This window comes from Bacteroidales bacterium (assembly GCA_035299085.1).
Classification (GTDB): domain Bacteria; phylum Bacteroidota; class Bacteroidia; order Bacteroidales; family UBA10428; genus UBA5072.
Genome location: DATGXG010000059.1, coordinates 38795 through 54368 on the forward strand (window position 1 = coordinate 38795; position 15574 = coordinate 54368).

The window sequence follows — 15574 nt, forward strand, 5'->3', positions numbered from 1 at the left end:
GTTCCCTAACGATAATTAAAATATGCCTGGCAGGCTCCCTCGCCTGACACCATGCAGGCGCCGATGGGATTGGCCGGTGTGCATACGGTGGAAAACAATTTGCAGTCGATGGGTTTCTTTAATCCCCTCAGCACTTCTCCGCAGAGACATCCTGCGGGTTCATGGGCCGGTGGTGTATTAATACTGAAATGTTCTGAAGCATCATGGTTGCTGAATTCCGGTTTTATTTTGAGACCGCTGCCAGGAATCAGTCCCAGACCCCGCCATTCATCATCACACGGTTCAAATACCCTGTTCACAATTTGCATGGCTTTGGAATTACCCTTATCGGTAACAGCCCTTCTGTATTGAATATCCACACCATGGCGGCCTTCTTCAGCCATTGACACCAGCATATAAACCGATTGAAGCAGATCAACCGGCTCAAAGCCTGAAATCACAACCGAAATGTCATATTTATCAACGAGCGGCCTGTACATATCAGCACCGGCAATGGTGGTAACATGGCCGGGACCGATATAGCCGTCGATCTTCACACCCTGGTCGATGAGTGCTGCCATGGCCGGCGGCATTATTTTGTGCATGGAAAGCAGAAAGAAATTATCTAATTTTTGGGATTGCGCCTCGATCAGTGCCACGGCACTGGAGGGTGTGGTGGTTTCAAAACCTATACCCGGAAAGATAATATTTTTACCGGGATTGGCCCTGGCGATTTCAAGCGCATCCATTGTCGAATATACGATCCGTATGTCTTTCCCAAATGCTTTTTCCTGGTTCAGGCTCGATGCGGACCCCGGAACACGGATGAGGTCACCATAGGTTGTGATAATGGTTTCAGGCAGTGATGCAAGGGCAATAGCTCTGTCGATTGCAGTACGGTTTGTTACACACACAGGGCAGCCGGGACCTGACAACAGTTCAATTTGGGGAGGCAATAAATGCTGAATCCCGAATTTCCGTATGGCCATTGTGTGCCCGCCGCACACTTCCATAATCCGTAAAGGCTTTGTCGATTTATTGGCAATAGCCTTTACAAGGGTGTTAACCAGTTCACGGTTACGGAATTCTTCGATATACTTCATTGTATATTTTTCTCTGATTCCATTTCTTCAATCAGCCGGATGGTTTCAATGGCTTCTTCTTCACTGATTTTTTGAAGGGCAAAACCGGTGTGAATTAAAACATAATCGCCCGGTCTTACATCGTCAACAAGGTGCAGGCTGGTTTTCACAACGGCTCCTCCCACGGAAGCCTCGGCTGTGTTTCCGTCAACGGTTAATATTTTCGCGGGTATGCTTAAGCACATTTTTTAGCTGTTTAGATGTTTAGGGGTTTAGATGTTTAGATGTTCAGATGTTCAGATTTGCCAGGCGAAGTCTGTGACTTCTTCATTGTAAAATTAGAAAAAAAATCAAGCATGGTTACAAACTACGCTTAGCCTCTGCCGTTCTCTCCTATCATTTCTTCATTCTTTCATTCTTTTATTCCTTCATTCTTTCATTCTTTCATTCTACCAGCCACCACCACCTGCCCCAGCGCCACCCCACCGTCATTACAGGGAACTCTGGAATGAGTATAAACGGTCAGTCCATTTTCAACCAGCCTGGATTCAAGCCTTTCATGCAGGTATTTATTCTGAAAGGTACCACCGGAAAGAGCGACTTTTTCGATACCAGTTTCAGATGCTATTTTCAACACCGTTTTCATAGAGGCATCAACTATAGTATTGTGAAACCGGGCCGAAATAACACACGGATCAACATGATGCACCACGTCATTCACAATTTGCTTTATTGCCGGAATGAAAGAAATGCTATCTCCGGTTTCAAAATCATAATAGCTTTCGGTTCCCCTTTTAATCGCTGATTCAAGCCTCATCGGCGCTTCGGCATGAAACATTGATTTCATGCAAATCCCTGTTATGGCTGCAATGCCATCAAACAGCCGTCCTGCACCTGAGGTAAGCGGACAATTGATATTCTTGCGGATCGATTCAATTACATTCCGGCATGTTTTTTCATCAGGAACCCTGAATAATGGCAGATCCAATGTTACCATTTCTTCACCAAATGCCTGCCAGAGAAGGGATAGTCCCATCCGCCACGGTTGTTCTGCCGCCCTGTCGCCGCCGGGCATTGGCATATACCTGAAATGCGCCTTACGTTCAAACTGCTCAAAATCGCAAACCATGAATTCACTTCCCCATATTTTGCCATCGGTTCCGTATCCGGTACCGTCAAGGGCAACGCCGATCACCTGGTCATCCAGTCCGTTCTCAGCCATACACGAAGCAATGTGAGCGTGATGGTGCTGTACACGGATCACATCAAGTCTTGATTTATCAGCAAAGCGGGTTGACAAATAATCAGGATGCAGATCCGAAGCCATAAGATGAGGTCTCACCCTGAACAACTGACTGAACCTTTTAACCGATTCCTCATAAAACTCAAGTGTTTCATGGTTTTTCAGATCGCCGATATGCTGGCTGAGATAGGCCCTGTTGGACTTCCCGATGCAGAAGCAGTTCGACAGTTCAGCACCTGTGCCCATGATACCGTCGACCGAAAATCCCAACCTGACAGGCGATGGCGCATATCCCCTGGACCGCCGGAGAACCCTCTCCTTTCCAGAAATCAACCGGACAACCGAATCATCGGTCCTGTTATAAATATCGCGGTTATATGTAACCAGAGCATCTGTAAGCGCTGAAAACTCCTTTATTGCTTTTTCATTGTCAATGATGATCGGCTCATCGGCCAGGTTCCCGCTGGTAAGAACTATGGCAGGAGTGGTAAGCTTTTCAAAAAGCAGGTAATGAAAAGGCATATACGGAAGAAAAGCACCCAGTGTGTCGAGTCCCTTACCGATTCCATGGCACATTTCTTTTTTAATATGAAGAATAACAATCGGTCGCCGCCATGATTCAAGCGTTGCGGCCTCCTCATCAGAAACGTGTGCATAATCCTTTAAGGTTTGCAGGTCGCGGAACATGACGGCAAAAGGTTTCCCTTCCCGCTTTTTAAGGGCCCTGAGCGCATCAACCGCCTTTTCATTAAGTGCATCACACATCAGGTGAAATCCACCGGTTCCCTTTATGGCTACAATACCATTGTTTGCAAGGCATTGTGCTGTTGCTGATATAATAGTATGAATATCCTGATGCGATTTTCCGGCTGTATAAAGTATGTATTGCGGACCACAGTCATTGCATGCAACAGGCTGTGCATGAAAACGTCTGTCGGTTATCTCAGTGTATTCATTGTTACATTTTTCACACAAAACAAACGGCGCCATGGTAGTTTTGGCCCTGTCATACGGAAAGTCCTTTATAATCGAAAACCTCGGCCCGCAGTTGGTACAGTTAATAAATGCATAGGAAACCCTATGCGGCTGAGTTTTCATGTCGGCCAGGCACTCGTTGCAAACTGCAATATCCGGACTGATCTCAGACGTTTCATCCGTCATGTCCTGGCTGGCCAGGATGTAAAATCCGTTTACACCTTCCGGTAAATCCTGGTCAACAAGAATTTCATCAATTTCAGATACAACGGGCGCTTTGTTCCTCAGGTTTTCAACAAAAGGAGCCATGTTGCCGGCGGCCCCTTCAACTTTGATTGTCACTCCATCGGTGCCATTTACAACCCACCCGTTTAAATGATGTTCCCTGGCCAGGCGGTATACAAACGGTCTGAACCCCACTCCCTGAACCAGTCCCTTGATGTGAATGGTAAGGGCAATAAAATGATTCGAATAATCAGAATTCAAATGTGAAAAAAATAACAATATTTAAGCCGGTCATGTTAAAAGTAACAAATTTTAGATATATTAAACCTATATTTAACACGACCAAAAGCCCGTATGAATTCAAAATTGCCATCGAGAACCGTTGAAAGACTGAGCAAATACCGCAGGCTGCTCGACAGGTACAAGGATATGGAGGATGCGCATATTCACTCGCATAAGCTGGCTGCCATGCTGAATCTGACGCCCGAACAGGTACGGCGTGACCTCATGCTGATTGGAATCAGCGGTAATAACCGCAAGGGATATAACATCAGGTCGCTCATTTCACTCATTGGCGAAACAATCGACAGGCAGGAAGGCCATAAAGTGGCCATTGTGGGCATCGGGAACCTGGGTAAAGCAGTTTTGGGCTTCATCCGTAAGGCCAACACCAAAATGCATGTGGTGGCTGCCTTTGATATTGATCCTGTAAAAATCGGGACCGAGTTTGCAGGCGTTCATTGCTACAGTCTCAGGAGTGCGCTTAAAATCATAAAAAAGCAGGATATTCATATTGCCATACTCACTGTACCTCCCGAAGCTGCCGTAAATACAGCCAATATGTTAATCCAGTCGGGAATCCGGGGAATTCTTAACTTTACATCAGTGCATCTTGATGTTCCACCCGGAATTTATTTAAAAGATTATGACATCATCACTTCGCTTGAAGAAATCGGTTTTTTCATCATGGATTAACTTCACCGCATTACTCCTTTTTGCAACAGCTGCTGCAAATGCCCAACTGGCGGCATTCCACGACAACCAGGATAAATTTCATATTTTCGACAGGGGAAAACTTACCGAAGCCGAATACCTGCCGGTAAACAGCTTCAGCGTCGGCGGCAATTGCCTGTTATACGTGGATAACAGGAATCATCTTAAAATGTACCACAATGGTCAGGTCTCTGAACTTGAAGTAAGCAATCCAACCAAATATATAGCTAAGGACTATCTGGCAGTATACTCAATCGGAGGCATTGTGCGGATCATCGATAACGGCAGGGTATTTACAGTGAGTACAAATTCGGTTACCTGGGCGGCGGAAGACAGCCTGGTTACATTTTATGATGTCTCACAACAATTGCTTGCTGTATATTATAAAGGTGAAATTCATATGCTTGAAGACGGCCTTGCCGGATCACCAGCAAACCAGTTCCGGACCGGCAGTAACCTGGTTGCTTACGTTTCATCACGGACTAAAGATTTTAAGATATTTTACGGTGGAGAAAACCGTGAGATCGAACCGTTCATTTCAGGAGGAAGTTTCAAAACCGGCAGGGATGTCGTAGCCTGGGTGAACCAGGGTGACCAGAAAATGCGCGTGTTTCTGAAAGGTGAAATATATGATGTCGAAGATTTTCCTCCTGCTTCGTACCAGGTTGGCGACGGGATTGTGGCCTATATTGATAACACCGGCTCCTTTAAAGTATTCACGGAGGGTGATGTGGTTACAATCAGCTCATTTAAACCCGATTTCTACAGGGTGGTTAACGGAATGGTCATATATGGCGAACAGGGATATTTTAAAGTATGGTATAACGACCAATTCTATACCCTTGAAAGTTTCACTCCCGGCGATTTCAAGGCCGAATGGAGCACCATTGTTTACCGTGATGTGAATCGGAATGTGAAAGTTTTCTCAGCCGGGGAATCCAAAGTGCTTACCTACGACATCGCCGAAGAGACCAATCTCTACCGCGACGTGATAGTTGTGAATAAGGGGATGAATAATAATAATGTGTACTATAGGGGGAAGAAGTATTGAGCTGGATGCTGGATGCTGGATGCCTGCGGTCCCATATGTCCCATAAGTCGCATAGGTCCCAGGAATGAAGAATGAAGAATGAAAGAATGAAGAATGAAAAAATGAAAAGATGAAGAATGGAAAGGAATACTATTGACGATTAGGAAGTTCACTAACTGCCGAATAGCCTAATAGCCTAATAACCTAATAGCCTAAAAACACCGAACACCGAACACTGATTTTTGATTTCAGAAAAATCTCTTAGGCCTTAACCTCCTTATTACTTAATTACTAACAGACTACGGACTACAGACTAACAGACCAACAGACTAACAGACTAAACTCAGTTTTCTTCCTGACCAAAATCATAGCTTTATTTGCAGCGCTTGTCTTATTTTGCCTAAGTGCTAAGGTTTTTTACCTGATCACTTAATCACTTAATTGCTTAATCACTAACATTAGCAACATGAAGATCGGATGCCTTAAGGAAATAAAGACGCATGAATACCGCGTGGGACTTACACCTTCGGATGTAAAATCCTATGTTTCGCGGGGTCATGAAGTTATTATACAGCAGAATGCCGGTGAAGCTGCCGGTTTTACTGATATCGAATACCTGGCTTCAGGAGCAAAGATTGAAGAAGACCGCAAAAAGATTTTCGACTCCTGCGACATGATCATTAAGGTAAAGGAACCGCTTCCCGAGGAGTATGAATTATTTCACAAGGATCAGATCCTGTACACCTATCTTCACCTGGCAGCTGACAAGCGCCTGACTGATGCCATGCTTAAAGCAGGTATTAAGGGTGTTGCTTATGAAACCATCGAAACCGAAGACGGACAACTGCCCTGTCTGCAGCCGATGAGTGAAATCGCCGGCCGGCTTTCAGTTCAGGAAGGTGCAAAATTTCTTGAAAAGACATTTGGCGGCCGTGGCGTTCTTCTTGGCGGTGTTCCGGGTGTTGAGCGCGGAAAGGTTGGCATTATCGGCGGCGGTGTAGTAGGTACAAACGCCTGCAAGATTGCAACAGGAATGGGTGCTGAAGTTACCATACTCGATATAAGTGCACGCCGGCTGGCTTACCTTGATGATATCTTCGGATCACGGGTAACCACATTGTACAGCACAGATGCCAATATTGAAAAAATACTGAGAGAATGCGACCTGATCATCGGGGCAGTTCTCCTTCCCGGTGCCAAGGCTCCGACACTGGTAAAACGCGAACATCTGTCCATCATGAAGAAAGGCGCCGTTATCGTTGACGTAGCCGTTGACCAGGGTGGTTGTGTTGAAACCATCAAACCGACAACTCATGACAACCCGGTTTATGTGATTGACGGGATCGTTCACTACGGCGTTGCTAACATGCCTGGTGCAGTGGCACTCACATCCACAAAGGCGCTTACAAGTGCCACTTTGCCTTATGGATTGCTGATCGCCGAAAACGGACTTGAAAAAGCAGCATTGAAAAACCGGGCGTTGAAACTCGGTATCAATGTCTACCAGGGCAAACTTGTGTATGAAAACGTTTCAAAGGCATTCAACATGCCTTGCGTCCCCATAGACAGCTTATTAAAATAAGTGTCCAGCCCCGCCAAAAGCGGGGCTCTTTTTTTTTATATATCAACCTGACAGCGTCGAAGACCTGTCAGCGCTGATATATGATTTTTCAGACGCTGACTTGTCCGGCCGGGCGCTGTCAGGTCTTTTATTTGTTAATATATTAACAGATTCTTTTCTTTTTCAAAACATTCCTTCACACTATTCTTGTAATCCGGTCAATTTCACTGATTCTGGCATGATATGATTTTTCTCAGGCACTAAGCCAAAAATTTGCTTTACCTTCTCTTTGTCAATTCATTAATACCGGTTCTTAAACTCATTCTAAATTTCGTTTTTCATTTGGTAAAATGAGTTTTGATAACTATTTTTAGTTGTGAATTAATTAACAGCTTTTAAAACCCTTTAGCGTAGGCCTTTTTAAAAGCGCTGTGTTTTGAATAACAGATAAATAGAGCAAAAGCGACATTAAGTAACAATACTGTCTCAATTAATACGTGTACTATGAAAACCGGAGCTCAAAGAATCTTGGAGAAATACGGGAAAGATAAAACCCGGCTCATGGACATCCTCATCGATGTCCAGAATGAGTTTGGCTTTATTCCCCGTGAAATCACCGTTCAAATTGCGGACGAGCTGGGCATGTCGGAAGTCGACGTTGACCAGACCATCTCGTTTTATCATTTCTTTTCACAGAAACCGACAGGAAAGTATCACATCTATTTAAACAATAGCGCTGTGGCCAATATGATGGGGCGGAATGACGTTGCCGCTGCCTTCATGAAGGAACTGGGTATTAAATTCGGTGAAGTCACACCCGACGGGCTTGTAGGGCTCTTCGAGACTGCCTGCATCGGCATGAACGACCAGGAACCGGCCGCCATCATCAATAATCAGATCTTCACAAGGCTTACCCCTTTCAGGGCCAAAGAAATTGTACGCGATATCCGTGAAGGAAAGAGCGTGAACGATATGTTCGTGCAGGACTGGGGTGACGGCGAAAACCGCTCTGACCTGATCAAATCGGTTGTGTCCAATAACATCCGCAAAATCGGTCCCGTGCTTGAAAGAACTTTCACTGCCGGCCAGGCCATCGACAAGCTCATTAAAATGACACCCGAGCAGGTAATTGAGGAAGTAAAAAAATCAAACATGCGCGGACGCGGCGGAGCAGGCTTTCCTACAGGACTCAAATGGGAATTTGGCCGTAATGCCAAGGGTGAAAAGAAATACATCTTCTGCAATGCCGATGAAGGTGAGCCCGGAACATTCAAGGACCGTGTGATCCTTACCGAAAGACCCAGGCTTCTGTTTGAAGGAATGGTAATTGCCGGGTATGCCATCGGAGCTACGGAAGGTATCCTCTATATCCGCCATGAATACAAGTACCTCCAGGCCCATCTCGAATCGATACTGCAGATGGCCCGCGACGCCAATTACCTGGGTAAAAATATCCAGGGTAAGAAGGGTTTTAACTTTGATATCCGTATCCAGTTCGGTGCTGGCGCTTATGTTTGCGGCGAAGAATCAGCCCTCATTGAGTCAGCCGAAGGCAAACGCGGTGAACCGCGCGACAGACCGCCCTTCCCGGTTGAGAAAGGCTATCTCGACATGCCTACCGTTGTAAATAACGTGGAAACGCTTTGTGCCGTTGTAAAAGTCGTGCTGAATGGCGGTGAATGGTATAAATCGCTCGGAACTACTGAATCCACCGGGACTAAGTTGCTGAGTATTTCAGGCGACTGCAAATTCCCGGGTGTGTATGAGGTGGTTTGGGGGTTTTCAATTAATGATATACTTGATATGGTGGGTGCTCACAGCGAGGATGTTCAGGCCGTTCAGGTCGGAGGTCCTTCGGGTGCTATCATCGGCCGGAATGAATTTAACCGTATTCTTGGTTATGAAGATCTTGCAACAGGAGGATCATTGATTATCATCAGTAAGCACAGGGATATCCTCAATGATATCGTTCTGAATTTTATGGATTTCTTTATTGACGAATCCTGCGGAAGCTGTTCCACGTGCAGGATCACTCCTACCCTTCTCCGCAATAAGCTGCTGAAAATTCTGAATGCCCGGGGGGTGAAACAGGATATCGAGGATATCGTCGAATGGGGGAAAATTCTTAAGGCCAGCCGATGCGGACTGGGGCAGACTGCCGCCAATCCCATCCTTTCGAGCCTTAAAAATTTCAGGCACCTGTACGAGGAGAAAATCCAGAAAAACAAAGAATACGATTGCGGTTTCGATCTGAGCCTGGCCGTTAAAGAATCGTGTCAAGTAACCGGTAGAGTTCCTAATATTTAAAACATTCCATCATGAGTCAATTTGTTCGATTTACAATAGACGGCACCGAATGTATGGCTTCGAGGGGCCAGTACCTGGTAGATGCAGCCCGCGAAAACGGTGTTTTCATTCCCACCCTGTGTAATTACCCGGGTGTTAAGCCAAAAGGCAGCTGCAGGATTTGCACTGTTAAAGTAAACGGAAAACTGATGACGGCCTGCACCACACCGGTCGCTGAAGGCATGAACATTGAAAACGAATCGGCAGACATTAATGAACTGAGAAAATCGATTATTGAACTGCTGTTTGTTGAAGGAAATCATTTCTGCCCGGCCTGTGAAAAAAGCGGAAACTGCGAATTACAGGCGCTGGCATACCGTTTCCGTATGATGGTACCCCGCTTTCCTTTCCAGTTCCCCAACAGGGCAGTGGATGCTTCCCACCCGAGGATTATAAAAGATCATAACCGCTGTATTCTTTGCAAACGCTGTATCAGGGTAATCACTGACGAAAGCGGCAGAAGCATTTTCGCTTACCGTAAACGCAGCGCCAGCGTCGAAGTGGTTGTTGACCCCAAGCTCGGCAAGCAGCTTACTGAAGACCTCGCCCAGAAAGCCATGGACGTTTGTCCTGTAGGTTCAATCCTTGTTAAGGAAAAAGGATTCCATGTGCCGATCGGTGAAAGGAAATACGACAAAGTTCCTATCGGAAGCGATATTGAGAATATGCAAAGTACTAAAATTTAAATTTCAAGTCCATGAGTAAACCTATTGTAGCTACCACATCGCTGGCCGGATGTTTCGGATGCCATATGTCAGTGCTCGATATCGATGAAAAGATCCTGGAGCTGATTGAGCTTGTCGAGTTCAACAAATCACCCATCGACGATATCAAGAAATTCACGAAGAAGTGCGATATCGGCCTTATTGAAGGCGGGTGCTGTAACAGTGAGAATGTTCATGTGCTGAAAGAATTCCGTGAACATTGCAGAATTCTCGTAGCCGTTGGTGAATGCGCCATTATGGGTGGATTGCCCGCTATGCGTAACGGCATTCCGATTGAAGAATGTTTCAACGAAGCATACCTTAACGGTCCCACAGTTGTTGGCAATGATGCCGGAATCATACCCAATGATCCTGAATTGCCGATGATCCTTGACAGGGTATATCCCTGCCACGAGATCGTAAAAATCGATTACTTCCTTCCGGGATGTCCGCCAAGGGCAGATCTCATCTGGGAAGCACTGGTTGCCCTTGTGACCGGCGATGAAATGAAATTACCTTATGAAGTTGTCAAATTTGATTAAATCAAGCATACTATGGGACAAAAGATAACCATTGAACCGGTAACCCGCGTTGAAGGACATGGTAAAGTTACCATTCACCTGGATAACGAAGGAAAAATAGAACAGACACGTCTGCATATAGTCGAATTCCGTGGTTTTGAACGGTTCGTCCAGGGCCGTCCCTATTGGGAGATGCCGGTGCTTGTTCAGCGTTTGTGCGGTATCTGCCCTGTAAGTCACCACCTGGCTGCCGCCAAAGCCCTTGATGTAATTGTAGGAGCCGGCACAGGGGAAGGCCTCACTCCCACCGGTGAAAAAATGCGCAGGTTAATGCATTACGGACAGATGTTCCAGTCGCATTCTCTCCACTTCTTTCATCTCGCCTCGCCCGACCTGCTTTTTGGCATTGATTCAGATCCGCTCAAAAGGAATGTAATCGGCGTGGCCCTTGAATACAAAGACCTGGCCGTTCAGGGCGTGATGATGCGCAAATACGGGCAGGAAGTGATAAAAGCCACAGCCGGTAAGAAGATTCATGGCACCGGAGCCATTCCCGGCGGAATCAACAAGCATCTAACCGAAGAAGAAAGAGACTACCTGCTTCATGGCAACGAATACATGAACATTGATAAAATGATCGGATGGGCACAGGATGCGCTTGAATTCTTCAAGGAATATCACAAGAAAAACACCGCTGTCATTGATGGTTTTGCCGAGTTTCCGTCGAGCTACCTGAGCCTTGTCCGCAAGGACGGTGCACTCGACCTTTATCATGGTGTACTCAGGGCTGTTGATACCGAAGGGAAAAAAATCCTTCACGATGTGGATTACCAGGAATACAACAAGTACATCGATGAGGAAGTAAAATCATGGAGCTATATGAAATTTCCCTACCTGAAGGAAATCGGGAAGACAAACGGCTGGTATTCCGTAGGCCCCCTGGCACGACTGAATACGGCCGATTTCATTGACACTCCCCTGGCACAAAAGGAATTTGAAGAGTTCAGGAGCTATAATAACGGTAAGCCAAGCAACCGTCCGATGCACGCACACTGGGCAAGGTTAATCGAGATCCTGCACAGCGCTGAAAAAATCAAACAGTTGCTGAATGACCCCGACCTGATGGAAGGCGAACTGGTGACAAAAGGCACAAAGAAATACGAAGGTGTGGGCCTCATAGAAGCGCCCCGCGGAACACTGTTCCACCATTACAAGATCGGGGAAAATGATATGATCACCATGGCCAACCTGATCGTTTCAACTACCAATAACAACCAGCCGATGAATATTGCGGTAAACCAGGTGGCAGTAAAAGTGATGACAGGCAAGAAAGAGATCACCGAAGGCATGATGAACGCTGTTGAGGTGGCCATCAGGGCTTATGATCCCTGCCTGAGCTGCGCCACACATGCACTGGGCAAGATGCCGCTTGAATTTGAAATTTACAATGCTTCAGAGCAACTGATCGAAAGGAAGTACAGGGGTTGACAAGCGAAAAAAGGATACTCATTTACGGATACGGAAACCCGGGCCGCCAGGATGACGGTCTGGGTGTTCTGTTGGCTGAAAGGATTGAAAAATGGGCGGCTGAGGAAGGATTGAAAGGCATTGTCACCGATTCAAATTACCAGCTCAATCTCGAAGATGCCGAAGCTATTTCAGGCTATGATACCGTAATTTTTGCCGATGCTTCACAGGAGGATATCGCAGATTACCTGTTTTCCCCTCTTGTACCTTCGGCTTCGGTAGAATTTACCATGCATGCTGTTTCACCGGCATTTATCCTGCATTTATGCCACGAGGCATTTAACCGTTTTCCCGATACCTACCTGCTTCATATCAAGGGCTACAGCTGGGAATTCATGAACAATATGACCCCTCCGGCGAAAATAAACCTTGAAAAGGCGGTGGAATTTGTGAAGGCGTTTTTAAAGAGCTAAGCGTAGTTTGCAACTACGCTTGAAAATTTACCGGTAAGACGAAGTCACAGACTTCGCCTGGCAAAGGACCTGTCAGCGTTTGAACGTTATAAAAACCAACGCTGACAGGTTTTCGACGCTGTCAGGTTTTAGCTCTGCATGAATATGAACAATAAAAATTCGTAACTTTACTTGGGATCAGGGATCAGTAATGTCCTATACGTCCCATGCGTCCTATAGGTCCCAGAGACAAACACCAAACACCGAACACCGATTAAGAACATCAAACTTCAAACATCGAACTTCAAACATCAAACTTCAAACCGCAAACCACATGGACCTTTCCTCAACATTCATGGGCATTAAGATTGCCAATCCTTTGATAGTTGCCAGTTCGGGACTTACCGATACGGCTGAGAAAGTAAAAGCCTGTGCAGATAACGGCGCCGGGGCAGTAGTGTTGAAATCGCTTTTCGAAGAGCAGATGATCAGTCCCAAATCAACAATGGAAAACAAGGATGACATGTTTTTCTGGTATCCGGAGGCCATTCAGTTTGTGAACAAATTTTCTAAGGAAGTCGGCCTCTCCGCTTACCTGAAACTCGTTGAAGAGTGCAAAAAAGCAGTGAACATTCCGGTTATCGCAAGCATAAACTGCGTCACTCCTAACGAGTGGCCTGCATTTGCATCAAAAATTGCCGAAGCCGGGGCAGACGGCATTGAGCTTAACATTTTCATTCCTCCTACTAACATCAATCTTACGGGTTATAAAATGGAGGAAACCTATATCGATATCATACACGAGGTACGCAAGAATGTCCAGATTCCTGTGGGTGTCAAGGTAGGCTATTTCTTCACCAACCTTTACCGGATGATCTATAAGATCAGCAATCTTGATGTGAACAGCCTGGTGCTTTTTAACCGCTATTACAGGCCGGACATCGATATCGAAAACCTTCGGGTAATCGGGCAGAATGTATACAGTTCACCTCATGAATTAACCCTGTCCCTGCGCTGGATTGCCCTGGTTTCAAAAAGAATTCATACCGAAATCGTTGCTGCAACAGGTATTCATGACGCAAATGGCGTGGTGAAACAGCTTCTGGCCGGTGCCACTTCGGTACAGGTTTGCTCAACTCTGTACCTGAATGGACTGTCGTACCTGAGCAACATACTGGCTGATCTTAAAAACTGGATGATGCAGAAAGGGTATGAAAACCTTCCTTCCTTTCGTGGCCTTGTGGCTGAAAACGATGAAAACACTGCCGCCTTCGAAAGGGTGCAGTTTATGAAGAAGAGTCTGGTGTAGAATGGATTAATACCGTCATTGCGAGGCGCTTGATACATTTATGATTGTCATGCGCCTCGCAATGACGGCTTTGATCTAACAGACTAACTGACTAACTGACTAAAAGACTTCTTCCAATTTGACTAATTGTTCAAAAGTTATGATAAAACGGTTAATAATTAAATGAAATAATTAATAGATTTAATGCCGTTAATACAGCGTCTCACGAAAATCTGGATAATATGAAGAAACTTTTACGTGCTGGCTTGTTCCTGCTGATAATCACCGTGTTAGGTGTATCCTGTAAATCCGGCAAAACTACCAACACCGAAGGATTGGACAGTATCAGTCTCGGCGAAGTGAAGCCACTGGTTCACCAGATCGATACTATGAAAGAAGGATTACCGATTTTCTACAATATGTACCTGTCAGTGGAAATGTCATCTCTCTTTAAAACGTCAGGTGCCGTTTTCAAACAGGATATATTGAATAGTCCGGATAAGCTGAGCAATTACGTAACCAGCTCCAAAAAAGCCCTTAACCTGGGTGTTTATGCAGTTGATCTGAGTTATGCCAAAGTAAGTGAACAGCTCGAAACAGCGGGACGTTATTTCAATGCCATGCAGAAAATGGCAGAAGAAATGGGTATTCCATCCGATTATTTCAAGAACACAGCTCAGCGGTTCGACAAGAATATCGATAACAAGGACTCTCTTATTGCTATTGCCAATGAAGTGTATATGGCTTCGGACAATTACCTGCGCGAAAATGAAAGGTATGCCGCTTCAGCACAGATTATACTCGGCGGTTGGGTTGAAGCCATTCACATTGCTGCCAATGTGGCTACAAGCACCAAGGACCTTGATGTGATTGAACGGCTGGCCGATCAGAAGCAGTCGCTCACCAATGTGATCAACATGCTGAATGATTACAGCTCGGATGTTGACATTAATAAAAACCTGCAGAAGCTGAAAGAACTTCAGCCGGTGTTCGATTCGTTTGTGGTTGAAATGGACGGCAATTTCAACGCCACTTCGCCTGCAGGCAAAAAAGAAATTCAGACCTATCTTCAGAAGGTTGACCAGATCAGCAAGCAAATTAACCTGATTCGGGCCGAGATTATTTCCTGAAGTTTTTTAGAGGTTGTAAATGATGCAGAGGTTGTATAAGCGCAGGCTTTTACAACCTCTGATATTTTAAAGATAGATTATTTCCGGGGTTTCGCCCCGAACCCCATTACTTTCTTTGTCCTGTCACAAAGAAAGTAACAAAGAAAAGACCAGACAAAACGACTCCCGGCGCGCTCTGCTGCAAGGCAGGAATTTCAAACAAACGGTCGCAAGCTCGTTTGTAGAAATTCCATGCCTTGCAGCATTCACCGCCACGCCGGCTCCACGTTTTGTCCCGGCCAACCCACGGTGCTTCGATTATCGTATGTGATTTATAACAAAGCGGTGAGATAATGTTAATGACTATCCTCCTCATTGAACATAGAGATTACGCCTGGGGACCGTCACGTCCGCCTCTGAAAAAACGCGTTAAAAAAATTAATTCACGCAGCGTTAAAAAAGAAAAGCTGTCTGAGTCCGATTCCTGCGGACGAGTTCTTTTCTTTTAGCGTAGTGAATTAATTTTTAGCGATTTTTTCAGCAGCGGCGGCATTTTTTGCTTACTTTTTTTTGCTGCAGAAAAAAAGTAAGTCAGGGCT

General features: G+C 45.6%; 13 protein-coding genes. 10 read left to right on the forward strand and 3 right to left on the reverse strand.

Annotated elements, in window-relative coordinates:
* Window positions 1-5: 5 nt before the first annotated feature.
* From hypD to hypF, 3 genes are all read right to left on the reverse strand, one after another.
* A complete protein-coding gene (gene hypD / locus VK179_20050; GenBank protein HLO61053.1) occupies window positions 6-1082 on the reverse strand; it encodes a hydrogenase formation protein HypD in 1077 nt (358 codons plus the stop codon).
* Window positions 1079-1306: a HypC/HybG/HupF family hydrogenase formation chaperone gene (locus tag VK179_20055; protein ID HLO61054.1), complete on the reverse strand. Its 228-nt coding sequence runs from the start codon at window positions 1304-1306 to the stop codon at window positions 1079-1081. The genes hypD and VK179_20055 overlap by 4 nt, the downstream gene beginning before the upstream one ends.
* 191 nt (window positions 1307-1497) lie before the next feature.
* Complete coding sequence (hypF, locus tag VK179_20060) at window positions 1498-3765, reverse strand: carbamoyltransferase HypF (GenBank protein ID HLO61055.1); 2268 nt, start codon at window positions 3763-3765, stop codon at window positions 1498-1500.
* Window positions 3766-3858: 93 nt separating this feature from the next.
* Here hypF and VK179_20065 point away from each other — a divergent pair, with 93 nt between their 5' ends.
* The 10 genes from VK179_20065 to VK179_20110 all read left to right on the forward strand — a co-directional run bounded on the left by VK179_20065 (window position 3859) and on the right by VK179_20110 (window position 14996).
* Window positions 3859-4479 (forward strand): redox-sensing transcriptional repressor Rex, encoded by a 621-nt coding sequence (locus VK179_20065; GenBank protein ID HLO61056.1) that lies wholly within the window; start codon window positions 3859-3861, stop codon window positions 4477-4479.
* Window positions 4430-5548, forward strand: coding sequence for a hypothetical protein (locus tag VK179_20070; protein HLO61057.1), 1119 nt, complete (start codon window positions 4430-4432; stop codon window positions 5546-5548). Before VK179_20065 ends, VK179_20070 begins: the two co-directional genes overlap by 50 nt.
* Window positions 5549-5993: 445 nt before the next feature.
* Window positions 5994-7109: an alanine dehydrogenase gene (gene ald, locus VK179_20075; protein ID HLO61058.1), complete on the forward strand. Its 1116-nt coding sequence runs from the start codon at window positions 5994-5996 to the stop codon at window positions 7107-7109.
* Between the two features lie 483 nt (window positions 7110-7592).
* Window positions 7593-9395 (forward strand): NAD(P)H-dependent oxidoreductase subunit E, encoded by a 1803-nt coding sequence (locus VK179_20080; protein ID HLO61059.1) that lies wholly within the window; start codon window positions 7593-7595, stop codon window positions 9393-9395.
* 11 nt (window positions 9396-9406) lie between these two features.
* A complete protein-coding gene (locus VK179_20085) occupies window positions 9407-10120 on the forward strand; it encodes a 2Fe-2S iron-sulfur cluster-binding protein (protein HLO61060.1) in 714 nt (237 codons plus the stop codon).
* An 11-nt stretch (window positions 10121-10131) separates the two neighbouring features.
* Window positions 10132-10680, forward strand: a complete 549-nt coding sequence (locus tag VK179_20090; GenBank protein HLO61061.1) for a hypothetical protein — start codon at window positions 10132-10134, stop codon at window positions 10678-10680.
* A gap of 12 nt (window positions 10681-10692) precedes the next feature.
* Window positions 10693-12147 carry a Ni/Fe hydrogenase subunit alpha gene (locus VK179_20095; protein HLO61062.1) on the forward strand — a complete coding sequence of 485 codons (1455 nt, stop codon included), beginning with the start codon at window positions 10693-10695 and terminating at the stop codon, window positions 12145-12147.
* Window positions 12144-12599, forward strand: a complete 456-nt coding sequence (locus VK179_20100; protein ID HLO61063.1) for a hydrogenase maturation protease — start codon at window positions 12144-12146, stop codon at window positions 12597-12599. The genes VK179_20095 and VK179_20100 overlap by 4 nt, the downstream gene beginning before the upstream one ends.
* Before the next feature lie 313 nt (window positions 12600-12912).
* Entirely contained in the window at window positions 12913-13887 is a 975-nt protein-coding gene (locus VK179_20105; protein ID HLO61064.1) for a dihydroorotate dehydrogenase-like protein, read from the forward strand.
* A gap of 221 nt (window positions 13888-14108) precedes the next feature.
* Window positions 14109-14996 (forward strand): hypothetical protein, encoded by an 888-nt coding sequence (locus tag VK179_20110; protein HLO61065.1) that lies wholly within the window; start codon window positions 14109-14111, stop codon window positions 14994-14996.
* Window positions 14997-15574 lie beyond the last annotated feature (578 nt).

Excerpts from the sequence above, each read along its gene's own strand:
- ald (HLO61058.1), top strand. The coding sequence starts at position 5,994 with ATGAAGATCGGATGCCTTAAGGAAATAAAGACGCATGAATACCGCGTG.
- VK179_20065 (HLO61056.1), top strand. The coding sequence starts at position 3,859 with ATGAATTCAAAATTGCCATCGAGAACCGTTGAAAGACTGAGCAAATAC.
- VK179_20110 (HLO61065.1), top strand. The coding sequence starts at position 14,109 with ATGAAGAAACTTTTACGTGCTGGCTTGTTCCTGCTGATAATCACCGTG.
- VK179_20080 (HLO61059.1), top strand. The coding sequence starts at position 7,593 with ATGAAAACCGGAGCTCAAAGAATCTTGGAGAAATACGGGAAAGATAAA.
- VK179_20105 (HLO61064.1), top strand. The coding sequence starts at position 12,913 with ATGGACCTTTCCTCAACATTCATGGGCATTAAGATTGCCAATCCTTTG.
- VK179_20095 (HLO61062.1), top strand. The coding sequence starts at position 10,693 with ATGGGACAAAAGATAACCATTGAACCGGTAACCCGCGTTGAAGGACAT.
- VK179_20090 (HLO61061.1), top strand. The coding sequence starts at position 10,132 with ATGAGTAAACCTATTGTAGCTACCACATCGCTGGCCGGATGTTTCGGA.
- VK179_20055 (HLO61054.1), bottom strand. The coding sequence starts at position 1,306 with ATGTGCTTAAGCATACCCGCGAAAATATTAACCGTTGACGGAAACACA.
- VK179_20085 (HLO61060.1), top strand. The coding sequence starts at position 9,407 with ATGAGTCAATTTGTTCGATTTACAATAGACGGCACCGAATGTATGGCT.
- hypD (HLO61053.1), bottom strand. The coding sequence starts at position 1,082 with ATGAAGTATATCGAAGAATTCCGTAACCGTGAACTGGTTAACACCCTT.
- VK179_20070 (HLO61057.1), top strand. The coding sequence starts at position 4,430 with ATGACATCATCACTTCGCTTGAAGAAATCGGTTTTTTCATCATGGATT.